This window comes from Allorhizobium sp. DMC15 (genome assembly GCF_056314065.1).
Genome location: NZ_JBQUZB010000004.1, coordinates 282,902 through 300,720, shown reverse-complemented (window position 1 = coordinate 300,720; position 17,819 = coordinate 282,902). Strand labels below are relative to the sequence as shown.

10 protein-coding genes are annotated in these 17,819 nt (G+C 60.8%); 5 read left to right on the top strand and 5 right to left on the bottom strand.

Annotated elements, in window-relative coordinates:
• The first annotated feature begins 37 nt into the window (after window positions 1–37).
• Window positions 38–670 carry a LysE family translocator gene (locus ACT53S_RS19020; protein ID WP_476068126.1) on the top strand — a complete coding sequence of 211 codons (633 nt, stop codon included), beginning with the start codon at window positions 38–40 and terminating at the stop codon, window positions 668–670.
• 63 nt (window positions 671–733) lie between these two features.
• Here the strand turns inward: ACT53S_RS19020 and ACT53S_RS19015 are convergent, their stop codons facing one another.
• The 4 genes from ACT53S_RS19015 to ACT53S_RS19000 form a co-directional block, all read right to left on the bottom strand.
• Window positions 734–1,399 (bottom strand): YiaD family glycine zipper/OmpA-like lipoprotein, encoded by a 666-nt coding sequence (locus tag ACT53S_RS19015; protein WP_113377913.1) that lies wholly within the window; start codon window positions 1,397–1,399, stop codon window positions 734–736.
• A gap of 76 nt (window positions 1,400–1,475) precedes the next feature.
• Window positions 1,476–2,741 carry a flavodoxin-dependent (E)-4-hydroxy-3-methylbut-2-enyl-diphosphate synthase gene (gene ispG / locus ACT53S_RS19010; protein ID WP_476068125.1) on the bottom strand — a complete coding sequence of 422 codons (1,266 nt, stop codon included), beginning with the start codon at window positions 2,739–2,741 and terminating at the stop codon, window positions 1,476–1,478.
• Between the two features lie 93 nt (window positions 2,742–2,834).
• Window positions 2,835–3,422 carry a TetR/AcrR family transcriptional regulator gene (locus ACT53S_RS19005; RefSeq protein ID WP_476068124.1) on the bottom strand — a complete coding sequence of 196 codons (588 nt, stop codon included), beginning with the start codon at window positions 3,420–3,422 and terminating at the stop codon, window positions 2,835–2,837.
• Window positions 3,423–3,512: 90 nt separating this feature from the next.
• The gene (locus tag ACT53S_RS19000) at window positions 3,513–4,724 is read right to left on the bottom strand and encodes an MFS transporter (protein WP_476068123.1); all 1,212 of its coding nucleotides are present in this window, start codon (window positions 4,722–4,724) and stop codon (window positions 3,513–3,515) included.
• A 211-nt stretch (window positions 4,725–4,935) separates the two neighbouring features.
• On the opposite strand from ACT53S_RS19000, the gene ACT53S_RS18995 reads away from it, so the two are divergent.
• Entirely contained in the window at window positions 4,936–5,799 is an 864-nt protein-coding gene (locus tag ACT53S_RS18995; RefSeq protein ID WP_476068122.1) for a DMT family transporter, read from the top strand.
• 11 nt (window positions 5,800–5,810) lie between these two features.
• On the opposite strand, the gene ACT53S_RS18990 is transcribed toward ACT53S_RS18995, so the two are convergent.
• Complete coding sequence (locus tag ACT53S_RS18990; RefSeq protein WP_476068121.1) at window positions 5,811–6,974, bottom strand: M20 aminoacylase family protein; 1,164 nt, start codon at window positions 6,972–6,974, stop codon at window positions 5,811–5,813.
• A gap of 142 nt (window positions 6,975–7,116) precedes the next feature.
• Between ACT53S_RS18990 and ACT53S_RS18985 the strand changes: the two genes are divergently transcribed.
• The 3 genes from ACT53S_RS18985 to ACT53S_RS18975 all read left to right on the top strand — a co-directional run bounded on the left by ACT53S_RS18985 (window position 7,117) and on the right by ACT53S_RS18975 (window position 17,726).
• On the top strand, window positions 7,117–7,761 hold the full coding sequence (locus ACT53S_RS18985) for a TetR family transcriptional regulator C-terminal domain-containing protein (protein WP_113377909.1): 645 nt from the start codon (window positions 7,117–7,119) through the stop codon (window positions 7,759–7,761).
• Between the two features lie 12 nt (window positions 7,762–7,773).
• The gene (locus ACT53S_RS18980; protein WP_476068120.1) at window positions 7,774–8,946 is read left to right on the top strand and encodes a pyridoxal phosphate-dependent aminotransferase; all 1,173 of its coding nucleotides are present in this window, start codon (window positions 7,774–7,776) and stop codon (window positions 8,944–8,946) included.
• Window positions 8,947–9,230: 284 nt separating this feature from the next.
• Window positions 9,231–17,726, top strand: coding sequence for a glycoside hydrolase family 94 protein (locus ACT53S_RS18975; RefSeq protein WP_476068119.1), 8,496 nt, complete (start codon window positions 9,231–9,233; stop codon window positions 17,724–17,726).
• Window positions 17,727–17,819 lie beyond the last annotated feature (93 nt).

Here is a 17,819-nt window from a genome sequence, read left to right as displayed (position 1 = left end):
GTTAGGCTCCACGCCTTTTCGTCCGTCGGAGCGACCCTTGCACATCATCCTCGAAAACCTACCCCAGGTCTTCAGCGCCTATCTTGTCTATCTGGTAGCCGTGCTCAGTCCCGGCCCGGCAACAATGGCGATCGCCTCAGCTTCTCTCGGTCAAGGGCGCCGTCACGGATTGACAATGGCGATGGGTATCTTCTGTGGCTCGGCGACCTGGGCCTTGGCTGCATCGGCGGGCCTCGCGACCGTTCTGACCCACTATGCCCATGCAGTGACGATCATGCGGATTGTTGGGGGCCTTTATCTGCTTTACCTCGCCTGGCGCGCGTTCCGTTCCGCCGCAAGCGCAGTAGACCCGATGGCAGGGAGTGCCGCCCCGGAGAAGTTCAGCCGGACATTTCTGCGTGGCTACGCCATCCACCTGACCAATCCGAAGGCAATCTTCGCGTGGCTCGCGATCCTGTCACTCGGCCTGCCCCCTGGTGCGACCGCCATGACGGTCGCCGTGATCGTGGCGGGATGCCTGATGACGGGCTTTTGCGTCTTTTCCGGCTATGCTTGGCTGTTTTCCTTGCCCGGTGCAGTCAGAGCCTATCGATCCGCGCGTCGCTATATCGACGGGACACTGGCGATCCTGTTCACGGCAGCCGGCACCAAACTGCTTCTTCAGCGCTGAAAACGAAGAAGGGCGCCGCAAGACGCAGCGCCCTTGATGAAGTCAGCCGGCAATGCGGCCGTATCAGCCCTGCGTGAGCGGGGAAATCTGGATCTCAACACGGCGATTTTGTGCGCGGCCATCCGGGGTTGCATTGGACGCAATCGGCTGGCTCGGACCGAAGCCGAGCGAGGATACACGACGGGGATCGACACCCTGGCTGTTGAGATAGCTCGCAACAGACATGGCGCGACGCTCTGACAGGGCCTGATTGTGAGCGAGGCTGCCGGTCGAATCGGTATGACCGTTGATATCGATGAGCGTCTTTTCGAACTTGCGCAGAACGATCGCCACGGAGTTCAGGGTCGGGTAGAACTGCGGCATCACCGCATCCTGATCGGTGGCGAAGGTGATGTTGGACGGCATGTTCAGGATGATGCGGTCCCCGACGCGGGTCACGGAGATGCCCGTACCCTGCAACTGGGCGCGCAGTTCTGCTTCCTGCTGGTCCATGTAGTTGCCGATGGCACCGCCAGCGAGCGCACCGATACCCGCACCAATCAGCGCCGCGTTGCGCCGGCCCGTGGCCGATCCACCCACGGCCAGGCCGCCCAGCGCACCCACGGCTGCACCAATCGCCGCACCGCCTGCGGTGTTCGAAACTTTCTGCTGGCCCGTATAGGGGTCCGTCGTCGTGCAGGCACTCAGATAGGTCGCGCACAGCGCGACGATGGCGATCTTCTTGATCATGCTCGATGTCCCTCCAAGAACAGGCTGATGATTCCTGAACAGGGAAATTACGGCAACAAAAAGTTGCCGCACAGCCTCATTCTGCTGCCGAGCGGCGACCGTAGCGTTTCTCGATATAATCGGCGACCAGCGCCTCGAAATCACCCGCAATGTTGGGGCCGCGCAGCGTCATCGCCTTCTCTCCGTCGATAAACACGGGTGCTGCGGGATTTTCTCCGGTTCCAGGCAGCGAGATCCCGATATCGGCGTGTTTGCTTTCGCCCGGACCGTTCACGATGCAGCCCATAACTGCAACATTGAGGCCCTCGACACCCGGATACTTGTCTCGCCAGACCGGCATGTTCTTGCGCAGGTCGTCCTGGATCTTCTGGGCGAGCTCCTGGAAAACAGTCGACGTTGTGCGCCCGCAACCGGGACATGCCGCGACGACCGGCACGAACTGCCGGAAGCCCATGACCTGCAGCAGTTCCTGCGCAACCTGGACCTCGCGGGTTCTGTCACCATTCGGCTCCGGCGTGAGTGACACGCGAACTGTGTCGCCAATCCCGTGCTGGAGGACATACCCCATGGCAGCAGAGGACGCGACGATGCCCTTTGTCCCCATGCCGGCCTCGGTCAAGCCAAGATGAAGCGCATGGTTCGAGCGGTCCGCCAGCATCTGGTAGACCGCGATCAAATCCTGCACCTGACTGACCTTTGCCGAGAGGATGATACGATTGCGCGGCAATCCGATCTCTTCGGCGAGTTCTGCCGACAACAGCGCCGACTGGACGATCGCTTCACGAGTCACCTGGCGGGCCGACAGAGGCGAGCCGTTTTCGGCATTGGAGTCCATCAGACGGGTGAGAAGTTCCTGGTCGAGAGATCCCCAGTTGACGCCGATACGCACCGGTTTGTCATAGCGGATCGCCATTTCAACGATCTCGGCGAACTGCTTGTCCTTCTTGTCCTTGAAGCCGACATTGCCCGGATTGATGCGATACTTGGCAAGCGCCTCGGCACAGGCCGGGTGATCAGCGAGCAGTCGATGGCCGATGTAGTGAAAATCACCGATCAAGGGCACGTCCATACCCAGCCGCAGCAGGCGTTCACGGATCTTCGGCACGGCGGCGGCGCTCTCGTCCCGGTCGACGGTGATACGGACGACTTCCGAGCCGGCCTTATAGAGCGCGGCAACTTGAGCCACGGTGGAATCGACGTCGGCGGTGTCCGTATTGGTCATTGACTGCACGACGACAGGGGCACCACCCCCGATGATCACCCCGCCCACATCGACGGCCACCGAAGCGCGGCGCGGCTTGGGGTCGTAGGCATCGGCGGATGGTATGTTTCCTGGGAACATGGCTCAATCTCTGCACGGCTTCGAGTGATACTCTGGAGGTGGATCAAAGCTTCCCGCTTGTCAACCGATCCCCCCGTAGCGCGACGTGGCAGCTCAATGGATCAGCAGCGTCCCGAGGACGAGCGTGAGCATGTTGCGAACGGTTTCATCCACCTCTTCCATGTCTTGGCGCCGGCATTTCATGCCCTCAACCGCATCGATCAACAGCGATGCAACGATGTCGGCCGACAAACCTGACGGAATTGTGATGATCTTGTCTGAGGCGGCGCGGTCGAGGGTGAGCGCGATCTCCGTTTCGACCGCTTCCATCCAGTCGAGAAAGAGGTCCGCGCCGAACTCGTGGCTGGTATCGAACAGCTCTGCCCCATGCGCTGTTGCCAGGATCTTGCGTTGTGGCGCGACGATGCCCTCCTCGAGAGCCAGGAAAAGCCGTTCGCTGAGTGGCAGATCCCGTCCGAGGCAGGAACGCACGGTAATCAGCGTATCCTCCATCATGGACCGCATGAGACCGCGAAAGATATCGGGCTTGTTGCGAAAATGAAGGTAGAGCGCCGGACGCGACAGGCCGACAACCTGCGCGATGTCATCCATAGTCGTCCGCCTGAATCCATAGCTGACGAAGGTCTCGTAAGCCGCCTGAAGTATGAGCGCCCGTCGCTCGCCTACACTGACATCTGCCATAACTGACACTTTGACGATTTTCGTCACTGCGTCAACGACACTTTTCCCTTTGGCATCTTTTCGAGCCACAGAGAGGCATTGGGTCCCAACTCAGGTTGAGACCCGTCCCGGATGGACTTCCGTCACCCTGTCCGCATAGCGGGCAAGATGCGACAGGACGAGCACGACGAGCAAAAGGGCGGGAATGGCCGTGTAGACCGTCGACAAGGTGGTGCGCTCAGCAACGAATCCGATCAGCGACGGCGCAAAAAGAATGCCCGAATAGCCCATGGTCGTGACAACGGAGAGCCCGACGCCCGGCGCGAGCCCCGGCAGATTGCCCGCCGCCGAGAAGGCGATCGGCACCATGTTGGAGATGCCGATGCCGGCAATCGCAAATCCGACGAGAGCAAGCGTGACGCTGTCGGAGCGCCCGGCGATCAGCAGCCCGAGCGTTGCCAAAACCCCGCAGACCCGAAGGGTCCTAACACCGCCGAACCGATCCCGCACAAAGTCGCCGGCAAAGCGACACGTCGCCATTGTGAGCGAGAAGGCGGCAAAGGCAAACCCCGACATCTCGGTAGAAGCACCGAGTTCGTTGCGAAGATAGAGTGCGCTCCAGTCAAGAACCGTCCCTTCCGGAACCATGCAGAAGAGGGCGATCAATCCGATCAGCCAGGGAAGCGGCGTCAACGGCAGCTTCGCGCGCGTCGGCTCTTCGCTCGGATGCGGCGCATCGGCGAGGATCATCGGACGCGCCACGAGAAACAGCACGATGCAGATGGCGGCCAGCAAAAGCACGTGCCCCATGACACCGAGCGAGGCGATCAACGCGCCGCCCGTTGCAGCACCGAACAAGCCACCCAGGCTCCAGAATGCATGACAGGAGGACATGATCGAGCGACGCATCTGCCGCTCGACTTCGACCGCATTGGCGTTCATGGCGACATCCATCGCGCCGGTCAACCCGCCGAACAGGAAGATCGCGATGGCACCCGTCCAGACATTGTCCACCAAGGTCAACAGCACGATGGTTGGAATATAGAGGAGGGTGGAAATCTGCACGACGCGATTGGACCCGAAGCGGGCAATCTGCAGACCCGCAATCGGCATCATCACCAGCGAACCGACGCCAAAGACGAACAGCATGACGCCCAGCATGGATTCCGTTAGACCCAACGCCTGAGAGAAAAAGGGGATTTTGGGAGCCCAGGCACCCATAACCATGCCATTGAGGAAAAACAGCAGGGCAACCGCCGCCCTCTCGCGCGTGACGATGGGAGCAGGTCCGGGGGACACCGGGATCGATACAGTCTCGTTCATCTCTTCCTCCATGCAAGCGGCGGAACTCTACTTAAATCGATTTAAACAACAATCATGGAGTGCGGGCTCGAACATAACATTTTGTTTCCGCCGATGATGATTGCTGATGCTCCACATTGGATTGACAGAGCCGGAGATTGCCGTGAGAGATGGCGCACCCCGTGTCGGTTGTCCGGCATGGCTCTCTGCATCCATCGAAAGTTCCTCCATCGTGAAGACCACCATTGGCGCTGGCATTCTCCTCTCCAGCCTGGCCTATTTCCTCTTTGCCATGCACGATGCCATGATCAAGCTGCTCGTTGAGAACACGACCGTGTGGCAGATCCTGTTTTGCCGCAGCATCGCCATTCTTGCGGGATGTTTTCTGATCGGCGGCCGCAGCCTCCTGCACGAGACCATAGCCTCCCCTGTCAGGCGTCCGATGATGATCCGAAGCTTGTTCCTGCTGGCGGCATGGCTCTGCTATTTTCATGCGGCGAAATTCCTGCCATTGGCGGATCTCACGACGCTCTATTTCGCCGCGCCGATCGTGGCCGTCGTCCTGTCGATGCCGATGCTGGGAGAACACGTGCCGCTTGCCAGCTGGGTAGCGGTGATCACCGGGTTCGCCGGGGTGATCATTGCAAGCGATCCGACCGGCATGGCGGACGGCTGGCCGGTCTACCTCGCCATTCTCGCAGCCGGTTGCTGGGCGGTGGCCACGATCCTTCTGCGCCGAACCTCTCAGGATGCGAGCAGCATGGTTCAGATGGCCATGACCAATGTCTTCTTCCTCGCGCTCACGGCACCGGTCGCACTCAGCACCTGGTCCATGCCGACGGGCGCGGCACAGATCCTTCTGATCGCCGTCGGCTTGATCGGAGGTTTGGGACAACTGGCCTATTTCGAGAGCATGCGCCGCGCGCCGATCTCCGTCATTGCACCCTTCGAATACACCGCACTCATCTGGGCCTTTGCCCTGGGTTACGCCATCTGGGGCGATATTCCGGGCCAGAACGTCATTGCCGGCGCCGTCCTGATCGCCAGTGCCGGTGTCATCATCCTCGTTGCCGAAAAGCGCCGAGCCTCATTATAAGGCCGGCGTCATCAGGCCGGACGTAGATAGCGCTCGGCGAGTTCGACCCAGAAGGTGGTGCCGATAGGCAGGACGTCGTCGTTGAAATCGTAGCGCGGATGATGCAGCGGCGGGTCGTTTTCCGTCCGTTTGGTACCCAGAAAGAAATAACTTCCGGGGCGCTCGATAAGCATATAGGCAAAGTCCTCGCTGCCCATCATCGGGCGCGGCAAATCGAACACCTTGTCCGCACCGGCGAAATCCACGGCGAGATCACGCACAAAATCCGTCTCGACCTTATGGTTGATCGTCGCATTGTAGCCGCGCTCGTATTCGATCGTGACACCCATGCCGTAGCTCGCCGCCTGTCCCTCGGCCACGGCGCGAATCCGTTGTTCGAGTTGGTCGCGCACCTGAGAATCGAAGGACCGGATCGAGAGCACCATCTCGGCCCGCTCCGGAATGACGTTGCTGGCTGCCCCGGCATGGAAGCCTCCGACGGTAATCACCGTCGGATCGAGAGGATGAATATTGCGCGAGACGATGGTCTGCAGGGCCATGATGATCGAGGCGCCGCACACGATCGGGTCGGCGGTCGACTGTGGCTCGGCACCATGCCCGCCGCGTCCGTTGACGGTGATCTTGCATTCATCGACGGCTGCCATGATCGGCCCTTCCCTCACCGCGATATGGCCGAAGGCGATATCGGGATCATTGTGGAGGGCAAAGACAGCGTCGCACGGAAATTTCTCGAACAAACCGTCTTCGATCATCAGGCGTGCGCCACCGAAATTTTCTTCGGCAGGCTGGAAGATCAGGTGAATGGTGCCGTCAAAGTTTCGCCGTTCCGCCAGAATCCGGGCTGCCCCGAGAAGCATCGCCGTATGTCCGTCATGGCCGCAGGCATGCATGACACCCGGAACTTTGCTGGCATAGTCCAGCCCCGTTTCCTCCAGGATCGGAAGCGCGTCGAAATCGGCGCGAATACCGATGCTTCGCGCACTGTCGCCATTGCGCAATGTGGCGACAACCCCCGTCTTCGCCAGCCCCCTCGTGACCTCGTAACCGAGTGCTTGAAGCCGTTCGGCGACATAATCCGAAGTTTTGAACTCCGACAGACCGATCTCGGGAAACTGATGCAAATGGCGCCGCGTGGCCAGCACATCCGCCATGACGTTGGGAAATTGGATCGACATGAATACTCCCTCGAACGGACGGCGACTGCCATGAATGAACGGAAGCGACTTTCGCACTTGCGACCTTGTTGTTCAACCGTATAAAAAGCCGAAAGCAGAGACTGACCTGCCTGCCTTCACTTGAGACCGTTGGGAGATGCCGATGACAAGACGCACATTCCAGCGCGCGGGCGAAGCAGAACGCCGCCAGGACCTCATTTCCGCAACGCTCGACAGCATTTCGGAACATGGGCTGGAAGGAGCGACGGTCCGCGACATCGCCGCAAGAGCCGGCGTGACCGGTGGGCTGATCCGCCACTATTTCACGGGCAAGGATCAGATGGTCCAGGCCGCCTATCGGGAGATGCTCGCGACCATGACGAAGACGGCGATCGACGCGATGGCGGATGCCGGCGGCGACGCACACGACCGCCTTCACCGTTTCATCGTCGCCAATGTCAGCCCGCCGATCGCTGATCCCAAGGCTCTGTCGCTGTGGGCGGCTTTTATCGGGCGCGTGAGATCGGACGAAGAGCTGGCCCGCATCCATCGAGAAAACTACATTCTGTTCCTCGAGATTCTGCAAGGTCTGGTGACCTCTCTGCTCGTGAGCCATGGACGGGACCCAGCGCAGGATGAATGCCGTCATCTGGCAATTGCCATCAACGGCCTGATCGATGGCCTTTGGCTGGAAAACTCCCTTGCCAGCGATCTTTTCGACGAGGGCCGCCTGCCCCAGATCGCGCTCGACGCGGTCGAGGCCCTTCTGGGCGGCATCTCACTGAGATCGGCCGCGAACCCGCACTGAAATGAGATTTTCATGAAATATGCAGCAATCACGAAGCGTCTGGCCGGATTGGGCTCGGGCAAATGGGCCTTGCACATTGAAGGACGTCGCAAGGCTGCTGCGGGCATTCCGGTGATCGAACTAACGATCGGTGAACCCGATCTTCCGCCGGACCCTATGCTTCTCGCAGAATGTGCAAGAGCCATGCAGGCCGGTCGCACACGCTATTCAAACGGAAGAGGCGAACCTGCAGTCGTTGACGCGCTCGTGCGCAAATATGCAAAGCGACGGGACGGCGTGACGAGCCGCAACATTCTCTGCTTTCCCGGGACGCAAACCGCCCTGTTCGCGGTCATGATGGGGCTGCTCGATGCAGGCGATGAGGTGCTGGCAGGCGACCCCTCCTACGCAACATATGAAGGCGTCGCCGCCGCAACCGGCGCCCGCCTCCTTTCGGTCCCGCTGCGGGCAGAGAACGGTTTCCATATGCAAGCCACCGATCTGGAGGCCGCGATCACTCCGAACAGTCGCGTCCTTCTCCTCAACACCCCACATAATCCGACCGGGGCCGTTCTATCGGCATCCGAAATCGCCGCACTTGGCGAAATCTGCCGCCGATACGATCTCTGGATCGTCTGTGACGAGGTCTACGAAGAACTGACCTTCGACAACCGCTTTGCCTCGCCCTTCGATAATCCCGATCTGGCCGATCGCACGATCGTGGTTTCCTCGATCTCCAAGTCCCATGCGGCTCCCGGTTTTCGCAGCGGCTGGGCAGCAGGACCAAGCGAATTCTTCGATCACCTTCTGCCCGTCTCCGAAACCATGCTTTTCGGAGTCCAGCCGTTCATTGCCGACATGACCGCAATGGCTCTCACCCAGCCGATCGAAACATCGAGTATCATGCGCGCGAACTATCGCGCTCGTGCCGATCTGCTCTTAGACCGTCTCTCCGCCCATCCGGCGCTGAAGCCCTATAGACCCGAAGGTGGCATGTTCATTGTGCTCGACGTCTCAGGCACTGGGTTAAACGGCAATGATTTTGCCACCCGCCTCCTGGAGGAGGAGAATGTCTCGGTCATGCCCGGCTCGTCTTTCGGTGAAGGCGCGCGCGACCTCGTTCGCATCTCGTTGACCGTTCCGGAAACAAGCCTGGAGGAGGCAGCGCGAAGAATGCTATGCTTGACGGAAAGACTGGCCGGCTGAGCTGTCGACGGAGGATGGGATGGGGGGAGGCCATCCTGTTTGCGTTGCGACGCCGCCTGAGGCGGGGGGCTTGGCCACCCGCTTGAAATAAGGCATAAAAACGCCAATTCAACGTCCGGGAACCCGAAGCCAGTCAACAGAGTTCAACCGCCAAAGGTTTCAGGCGCATTGCGGCGTTTTTCTGCCTCGATTGTCATCCAAAAGCCCGGCTTCGTGAACTGTTCCGACGACTGCGGTCTGCCCGAGCGATCTATCAACACCTGTGAACCGAGATTCAATCCTTCATGACGCTGCATGTCCCATCGCGCGACCTCGAAACCAAGCAGATCGACCACAATGACTCGATCCGATCTGCCTATTTCACCATCGAGGAACTGCAAGAAAGCGCGGCCTCTCTCGCGCTGAACGGTGCTGATGAACTGCCGGGGTTGATAGACTTCGACTTTTTCGCCCGCCACAAGGAAAACGAGCGCGAAATCCTGCGCGTCTATCGCGCGACGGCGGCCGATGTCGAAGCAGGTGCCACGATCACACCGGCAGCGGAATGGTTGCTGGACAATCACTACGTCATCGAAGAGGCGATCCAGGAAGTTCGCCGCGACTTTCCGAAGAAATTCTACCGGCAACTGCCCACCATGAAAGTCGGTTCGCGCGAGATCCCGCGCACCATGGCCATGGCTTGGCTGTATGTTGCCCATACCCACTCGACCGTCAGCCAGGAAAGCATGACGGCACTGGTCAACGGCTATCAGCGTCACCAGACGCTGGAGATCGGTGAGCTTTGGGCGCTGCCCTCTATCGTCCGCTTCGTACTCGTCGAGAACCTGCGCCGCATTGCCACCCGCGTCGATCGTTCACGCCGTATGCGCGGCAAGGCGAATGAGGTTGCCGACGAAATCATCCGGCTGAACGATCCGTTGGCAGCTGCGGCCTATTTGCGGCAGATCGAGCCGCTTGCTGATGACAACACCTTCGCCACCCAGTTCCTTTACCGACTGCGCAACGGTTCGCAGAACACGAGTTTTGCGGTCGAATGGCTCGAAGGCCGCCTCGAAGCCGCCGGACGCACCGCCCAGGAAGCGATGGACGCGGAGCACAACCGGCTGTCCTCGGGCAATGTCACGATGGGCAACATCGTTCGCGGCCTGCGCGAGATCGATGACAAGGAGTGGTCGGTCTGGGTCGAAGAAGTCAGCCGGGTCGACCATATTCTCGGTCAACACACCGACTACCGCGAGCTGGATTTCGGTTCCCGCAATGCCTATCGCAACACGATTGAGAAGCTGGCACGCCGCTCGGATCTGAGCGAAATTGAAATCGCTCAGACGGCGATCGATCTGGCAACCGCCAGTGCAGAACCGGAAGCCAGACTCGATGTCGGAAGCTATCTTGTCGGGTCGCGCCGCAACGAACTCGAGGCCGCCATCGGCTATAGGGAACCGCTGTCGCGCATTCTGACGAGCGCCATCAAGAAACTGAACTGGTTGTCTATTGCCGCCCCGGTCATCGGCCTGACGATCGCCGCCCTTGCCGTCATTGGACATTTCCTCGGTCAGGCCGGCGTCTCTACACCGCTGATCTTCGTGCTGCTGGTCATGGTTTCGCTTCCTGTTTCCGAGGGCGCGACTGGTCTGTTCAATACCCTGATCACCTTCTTCATGAAGCCGACCCGCCTCACGGGCTACGAGTTCAAGCAAGGCATACCAGAGGACGCCCGCACGCTGGTTGTCGTCCCCTGCATGATCTCCAAGCGTGACGATGTCGACGAACTGATCCGCAATGTGGAGGTGCACCACCTGACGAACCCGCATGGCGAAATCTATTTCGCTCTGCTCAGCGACTGGAAGGACAGCCAGGTCGAAGAGACCGCTGCCGATCTTGAAGTTCTCGATTACGCGAAACGGGAAGTCGCGCAATTAAACAGTCGCTACGACCAGAATGGGAAGACCCATTTCTACCTTCTGCATCGCCGGCGGCTCTACAATCCCGCCGAAGGCTGCTGGATGGGCTGGGAGCGCAAGCGGGGCAAGCTGCATGAGCTGAACCTGTTGCTGCGTGGCGATCGCGATACATCCTATCTGCCCGGTGCCAACATGGTCCCGGAAAACGTGCGCTACGTCATGACGCTGGATGCCGACACGCGCCTGATGCGCGATGCGGTAACCAAGCTGGTTGGCAAGATGCACCACCCGATCAACCGCCCGGTCATCGATCCGAAGAGCGGACGCGTCGTGAGCGGCTATGGTGTATTGCAGCCACGTGTCACGCCGTCGCTGACGACAGGCAAGGACGCTTCGGTCTTCCAGCGCATCTTTTCGATGAACCGGGGCCTCGACCCTTACGTCTTCACCGTCTCCGACGTCTACCAGGACATCACCGACGAAGGTACGTTCACCGGTAAGGGCCTGTACGACATCGACGCCTTCGAGACGGCCATCAAAGGCCGGATCGACGAAAATTCGGTGCTCAGCCACGACCTTCTGGAAGGCTCCTTCGCGCGCTGCGCTCTGGTAACCGACGTCGAACTGGTCGAAGACTTCCCCACCCGCTATGAGGTCGAAAGTTCGCGCCAGCATCGCTGGGCCCGCGGCGACTGGCAATTGCTACCCTATATCGGCGACCCGAACCGGGGCATCACGGCGCTCGGCCGCTGGAAGATGATCGACAATCTGCGCCGTTCGCTGACCCCGATCGCATGGTTCATGGCCTCAGTGCTCGGCTGGGCGACCATGGAACCGGTCGGTGCCACGATCTGGCAATTGCTCCTGATTTTCAGCCTCTTTGTTGCGCCGACATTGTCGCTTCTCTCCGGCATCGTGCCGCGCCAGACCGACATCGTGCCGGCAGCCCACTTCCAGACCCTCTGGTCGGAAGTCCGATCGATCAATGCCCAGGTCGCGCTGCGCATCGTCTTCATCGCCGACAATGCCTGCATGATGGCCGATGCGATCGCGCGCTCCCTGTACCGTATGCTGGTCAGCCGCAAGCTCCTGCTGGAATGGCGCACTGCCGCCAGCGTCCAGTCCGCAGCTCAGGGCTCGATCACGTCCTATTATCAGAACATGCGCCACGCTCCGATTCTGGCCATTCTCTCCGTTGGAGTTGCCGCCCTGCCGGGTGGATACGGCTATCTGATCGGTCTTCCCTTCGCGCTTCTCTGGGTCCTCTCTCCGCTGGTCGCATGGTATGTCAGCCAGTCGGCGGAAACCGAAGACAGTCTCGAAGTTCCAGACCACGTGTCATCAGAACTGCGCAAGATTGCCCGGCGCACCTGGCGCTACTTCGAAACCTTCACCACGGCCGGCGACAACTATCTGCCGCCCGACAACTTTCAGGAAACGCCAGAACCTCTCGTCGCCCATCGCACCTCGCCGACCAATATCGGCGTCTACCTGCTCTCCGTCGTTTCCGCCCGCCATTTCGGCTGGCTGAGCTTCGAGCAGACCATCGAGCGGATGGAGCAGACAATCTCGACCATCGACCGGATGGAGAAATATCGCGGCCATCTGTACAATTGGTACTATACGGACACCCTGAAGCCGCTCGGTCCGCGCTACATCTCGGCGGTCGACAGCGGTAATCTCGCCGGTCATCTGATCGCGATCGCATCCGCCTGCCGCGAATGGGCCGAAGCGCCCTCCGCCCATCTCCAAGGCAATATCGATGGCATCGGCGATGTCGGCGGCATTCTGTTTGAGGTGCTGGAAAACCTGCCCGACGACCGCAAGACCGTGCGCCCGCTGCGTCGCCGCCTGGAAGAGCGTATCATCGGCTTCAATACGGCACTGGCCGCCGTCAAACGCGAACACGAATTTGCGTCGATCCGCATCATCAATCTTGCGGTTCTCGCACGCGACGTCCAGAAACTGGCAGCCAACCTGCACCACGAACTGCGCTCGGATCAGAGCGCCGAAGTCGTGCGCTGGACGGAATCGCTGGTCTCGGTCTGTGAAGCCCATATCGCCGATACCACCTTCGACCTGTCGAACATCGACCCGCTGCGCCAGCGCCTCAGCCAGCTCTCGGAAAAGGCGCGCGGCATTGCTTTCTCGATGGACTTCACCTTCCTCTTCCGCCCCGAACGGCGTCTGCTGTCGATCGGTTACCGGGTGGACGGGCGCGAACTGGATGAAGCCTGCTACGACCTTCTGGCCTCCGAATGCCGCCTGACCAGTCTGTTCGCTATCGCCAAGGGCGATCTCCCGACCGAACACTGGTATCGCCTCGGCCGTCAGGTCGTGCCGATCGGTGCGCGCGCGGCCCTGATCTCGTGGTCGGGCTCGATGTTCGAATATCTGATGCCGCCGCTTGTCATGCAGGAGCGTCAGGGTGGCGTTCTGAACCAGACGAACAACCTGGTGGTCGTGGAGCAGATGAACCACGGTCGACGCCTGAACATCCCCTGGGGCATTTCGGAAGCGGCGTTCAATGCCCGCGACCATGACATGAACTACCAGTACACCAACTTCGGTGTACCGACCCTAGGTCTCAAGCGTGGTCTGGGCCAGAACGCCGTCATCGCGCCCTATGCCTCGATCCTGGCCAGCCAGTATTATCCGGAAGCCTCGCTCGAAAATCTGCAGCGGCTGCGCAAGCTGGGCGCGCTCGGCGCCTATGGCTTCCACGATGCTGTCGACTTTACCCCGACACGCTTGCCCGACGGCAAGAAATGCGCGGTCGTCTACAACTACTATGCCCACCACCATGGTATGTCGATCGCAGCGATCGCCAACGTCGCCTTCAACGGCCGCCTGCGCACTCTCTTCCATGCCGATCCCGTGATCGAAGCGGCTGAACTGCTGCTTCAGGAAAAGGCGCCGCGCGAAATCCCGGTGATGAGCGCGAAATACGAACCGCAGACGCCGGGCAAGGGTCAGGCGGACCTGCTGCGCGCGGAAATCCGGACGATCAATGATCCGGCCACCAAGGATCGCGAACTCGTTTTCCTGTCGAACGGCCACTACTCGGTCATGCTGACGGCGACCGGCTCCGGCTTCTCACGCTGGAACGGCCAGTCGGTTTCCCGTTGGAAACCTGACCCAACGGAAGATCGCTGGGGGACCTTCCTCTTCCTCCGCGACATGGCGAGCAATCAGTGGTGGTCGGCAACGGCTGCCCCGCGCCGTGCCGAAGACGAGAAGAGCAAGGTCATCTTCGGTGACGATAAGGCAGAATTCTTCAAGACGGTCGGCGACATCGCAACCACGCTCGAATGCATCGTCGGAACCGAGCACGATGCTGAAGGGCGTCGTCTCACCATCCTCAACACCGGCACCGAGGACCGCTTCATCGAAGTGACCTCGTATCTTGAGCCGGTACTGGCCTATGACGACACCGACAGCGCGCATCCGCTGTTCTCGCGCATGTTCGTCAAGACCGAATTCGGCCGCCGCAGGGATGTGATCCGCGCCGAGCGCAACAAGCGCAGCCCGGGCGATCCGGACATGTGCGTTGCACATCTGGTCGTCGACAGTGCAGGTCAGGGCCGACCGACCGAATTCGAGACCGACCGCCGCCGCTTTCTCGGCCCTGGCCGCACGCTCGGCGAGGCTGCAGCCTTCGATCCCGGCGCCACGCTGTCCGGCACCGAAGGCTTCACTCTCGATCCGATCCTCAGCCTGCGTCGCGTCGTGCGCGTGCCGGCGGGCAAGAAGGTCTCCGTCATCTTCTGGACGATGGCGGCCCCGAACCGCGAGGAAATCGATAAGGCAATCGAGCGTTACCGCCATCCTGACGCCTTCAGCCACGAACTCATCCATGCCTGGACGCGCACCCAGGTCGAACTGCGCCACATCGGCATCACGTCTCAGCAGGCTGCCGCCTTCCAGCATCTCGGGCGTTATCTGGTCTATCCGGATACCCACCTGCGCGCCGATCCGGAAACGGTCCGCAAGGGTCTGAAGTCACAGTCAGCGCTGTGGCCCATGGCGATCTCGGGCGACAATCCGATCTTCGCGCTTCGCATCAACGACGACATGGACATGGACATCGCCCGCGAAGCGATGAGTGCGCTGGAATATCTGCGCCGTCGTGGCGTGATAGCGGATCTTGCGATCATCAATGAACGTGCGACCTCTTACGCGCAGGACATGCAGCACGCCCTCGATCATCTCGCCGAAAATCTGAAGCATCGCCTGCCGCCGGGCCGTCCGCATGTCTTTACCGTGCGCGACGACCTGATGGACGAAGGGGCAACGCTTGCCTTGCTCGCAGCGGCGCGCGTGGTTTTGCACACCCGAAACGGCAAGATCGTCGACCAGATCAACCGCGCCGTCTCACTCTTCGCCGCACCGCGTGCTGCCGACAGCGAGGGTGACTGGGCCGGGCTGCCCCCTGCCCTGCCTGCGCCGTCAGTAGCGCCGACAGCGATCGACGGAAGTGATCTCGACTTCTGGAACGGCACCGGCGGATTCTCCAAGGATGGTGGCGAATATGTCGTGCGCCTCTCCGGCACAGCGACGACACCCCAGCCTTGGATCAATGTGATCACCAACGAGCAGTTCGGTTTCCACGTTTCGGCCGAAGGTGCGGGCTTCACCTGGAGCCAGAACTCGCGCGACTACCAGCTGACACCGTGGACCAATGACCCCGTCATCAATCGTCCCGGCGAGGCCTTCTACGTTACGGATCTCACAAGCGGCCGCTCCTATGCGACCGTGAGCGCGCTGAACACCGATCCAGCCGCTCAATTTGAGACGCGCCACGGTCTCGGCTATTCGACATTTGCCAGCCGTCACCACGATCTTGAAATCGAGATGACCCAGACGGTTGATCGCAACCGGCCGGTCAAGCTCGCCAAGATTCGGGTGACGAACGGCAGCGACGCGGCGAGAACCCTGCGGATCTATGGCTACGCCGAATGGGTGCTGGGCAACAACGCAGCCCGGACAGCGCCTTTTGTGCTGTCCTCCTATGATGAAGAGACCGGGGCACTGCTGGCGTCGAACCCGTATGAGATCAACTATCCGGGCCGTTTCGCCTTCCTCGCCGGTCCCGATCAGCCTGTAGGCTACTCGGCAAGCCGCCGGGAGTTCATCGGTCGCAACGGCTCGATCAAACTGCCGCAGGCGGTCGCCCGTTTGTCGAAACTGTCGGACTCGATCGACAGTGAGAGCGACCCGTGCGCCGCGCTCGCCTTCGACATGGAACTGGCACCGGGCCAGTCGCGCGAACTGACCTTCTTCCTCGGCGAAACCGACACGCCGGAAGGGGCGATCGAACTGATCAAGTCGATCCGCACGACCGGGTTCAAGACCGTCTTCGACGAAACCCGCACCTTCTGGAACGGTGTCGCAAGCCAGGTCTCCGTTCAGACCGGCGACAAGGCCTTTGACCACATGGTCAACGGCTGGCTGCCCTATCAGGCGCTGGCTTGCCGCATCTTCGCCCGTGCCGGCTTCTACCAGGCCAGCGGCGCCTACGGCTTCCGCGACCAACTGCAGGATACGCTCGCCTTCCTGCTGACGGACCCGAAGCTTGCCCGCCGGCAGATCCTCAACGCCGCCGCACGCCAGTTCCCGGAAGGCGATGTCCAGCATTGGTGGTTGCCGCGGACCGGTGCCGGCGTGCGCACGATGATCTCGGATGACGTTGTTTGGCTGGCTTATGCCATCGACCAGTATATGGTGGCGACCGGCGACGAGACCATTCTCGACGAGGAACTCGCCTTCATCGAAGGGGCGGCCCTGGAAGCTGGACAACATGATTCCTTCTTCCAGCCGAGTTCCTCGGAAACGAGGGCAAGCCTCTACGAACATGCAGCCCGGGCACTGGATCTCGCCATCGCCCGCACCGGCCAGCATGATCTTCCGCTCATTCTCGGTGGCGACTGGAATGACGGCATGAACCGCGTGGGAATCGAAGGGAAGGGCGAAAGCGTGTGGCTCGGATGGTTCCTCGCCAGCACGCTGCAGAACTTCCTGCCTTACGCCGACAAGCGTCGCGACAAAGATCGCCGTCAGCGCTGGGCAGCCCATGTTGAGACACTGAAAGCGGCGCTTGAAACCTCGGGCTGGGACGGCACGCATTATCTTCGCGGCTATTTCGACAATGGAGCCCCGCTCGGATCGAACGAGTCGCTCCAGTGCCAGATCGATTCTCTAGCCCAGTCCTGGAGCGTGCTCTCGGGCCTCGGCGATCAGGAGCACTCGGAAAAGGCCCTGAATGAGGCTGTCAAACGCCTTGTGGACGAGGAGCATGACATCGTCCGCCTCTTCACGCCGCCTTTCGAGAAGTCGACCCTCGATCCCGGTTACATTGGAGCCTACCCGCCGGCGGTACGCGAGAATGGTGGACAGTATACCCATGCTGCCATCTGGCTCGGCCTGTCCCTGTTGAAGGCAGGGCGCATTGCCGACGCGTGGCGCGTCTTCACGATGCTCAACCCGATCAACCACGCTCTGGATGCAGATGCCGCCGAACGCTACAGGGTCGAGCCCTATGTCGTGGCCGCAGACATCTATGGCGGCGAGGGCTATGCCGGGCGTGGAGGTTGGACCTGGTATACGGGATCTGCCGGCTGGCTTTACCGCTTCGCGGTCGAAGGCATTCTCGGCATCACCCGCAAGGCCGGTGCCATCCATGTCGAGCCCGCATTGCCAGAACACTGGCCGGGATACCGGACGAAAGTCGCCTTCGATGGCCGTCAGGTGGACATCGACGTCAAGCGGACTGCGAGTGGCTACGACATCACCATTGATGGCGAGCCGCAGCCGACGGAACCGGTTGCCGCAACGCCCGCAAAACCCAAGAAGACGACGCGTCGACCCAAGGCAACGTAAAGCCGAGGAATAAGACGAAAATGAAATGGCCTCGCCGGGATCAACCGGCGAGGCCTTTTCGTATGACTTGTTGACTCCGCGGTCCCGTGGGCC

Excerpts from the sequence above, each read along its gene's own strand:
- ACT53S_RS18975 (WP_476068119.1), top strand. The coding sequence starts at position 9,231 with ATGACGCTGCATGTCCCATCGCGCGACCTCGAAACCAAGCAGATCGAC.
- ACT53S_RS19000 (WP_476068123.1), bottom strand. The coding sequence starts at position 4,724 with ATGAACGAGACTGTATCGATCCCGGTGTCCCCCGGACCTGCTCCCATC.
- ispG (WP_476068125.1), bottom strand. The coding sequence starts at position 2,741 with ATGTTCCCAGGAAACATACCATCCGCCGATGCCTACGACCCCAAGCCG.
- ACT53S_RS19005 (WP_476068124.1), bottom strand. The coding sequence starts at position 3,422 with ATGGCAGATGTCAGTGTAGGCGAGCGACGGGCGCTCATACTTCAGGCG.
- ACT53S_RS18990 (WP_476068121.1), bottom strand. The coding sequence starts at position 6,974 with ATGTCGATCCAATTTCCCAACGTCATGGCGGATGTGCTGGCCACGCGG.
- ACT53S_RS19015 (WP_113377913.1), bottom strand. The coding sequence starts at position 1,399 with ATGATCAAGAAGATCGCCATCGTCGCGCTGTGCGCGACCTATCTGAGT.
- ACT53S_RS18985 (WP_113377909.1), top strand. The coding sequence starts at position 7,117 with ATGACAAGACGCACATTCCAGCGCGCGGGCGAAGCAGAACGCCGCCAG.
- ACT53S_RS18980 (WP_476068120.1), top strand. The coding sequence starts at position 7,774 with ATGAAATATGCAGCAATCACGAAGCGTCTGGCCGGATTGGGCTCGGGC.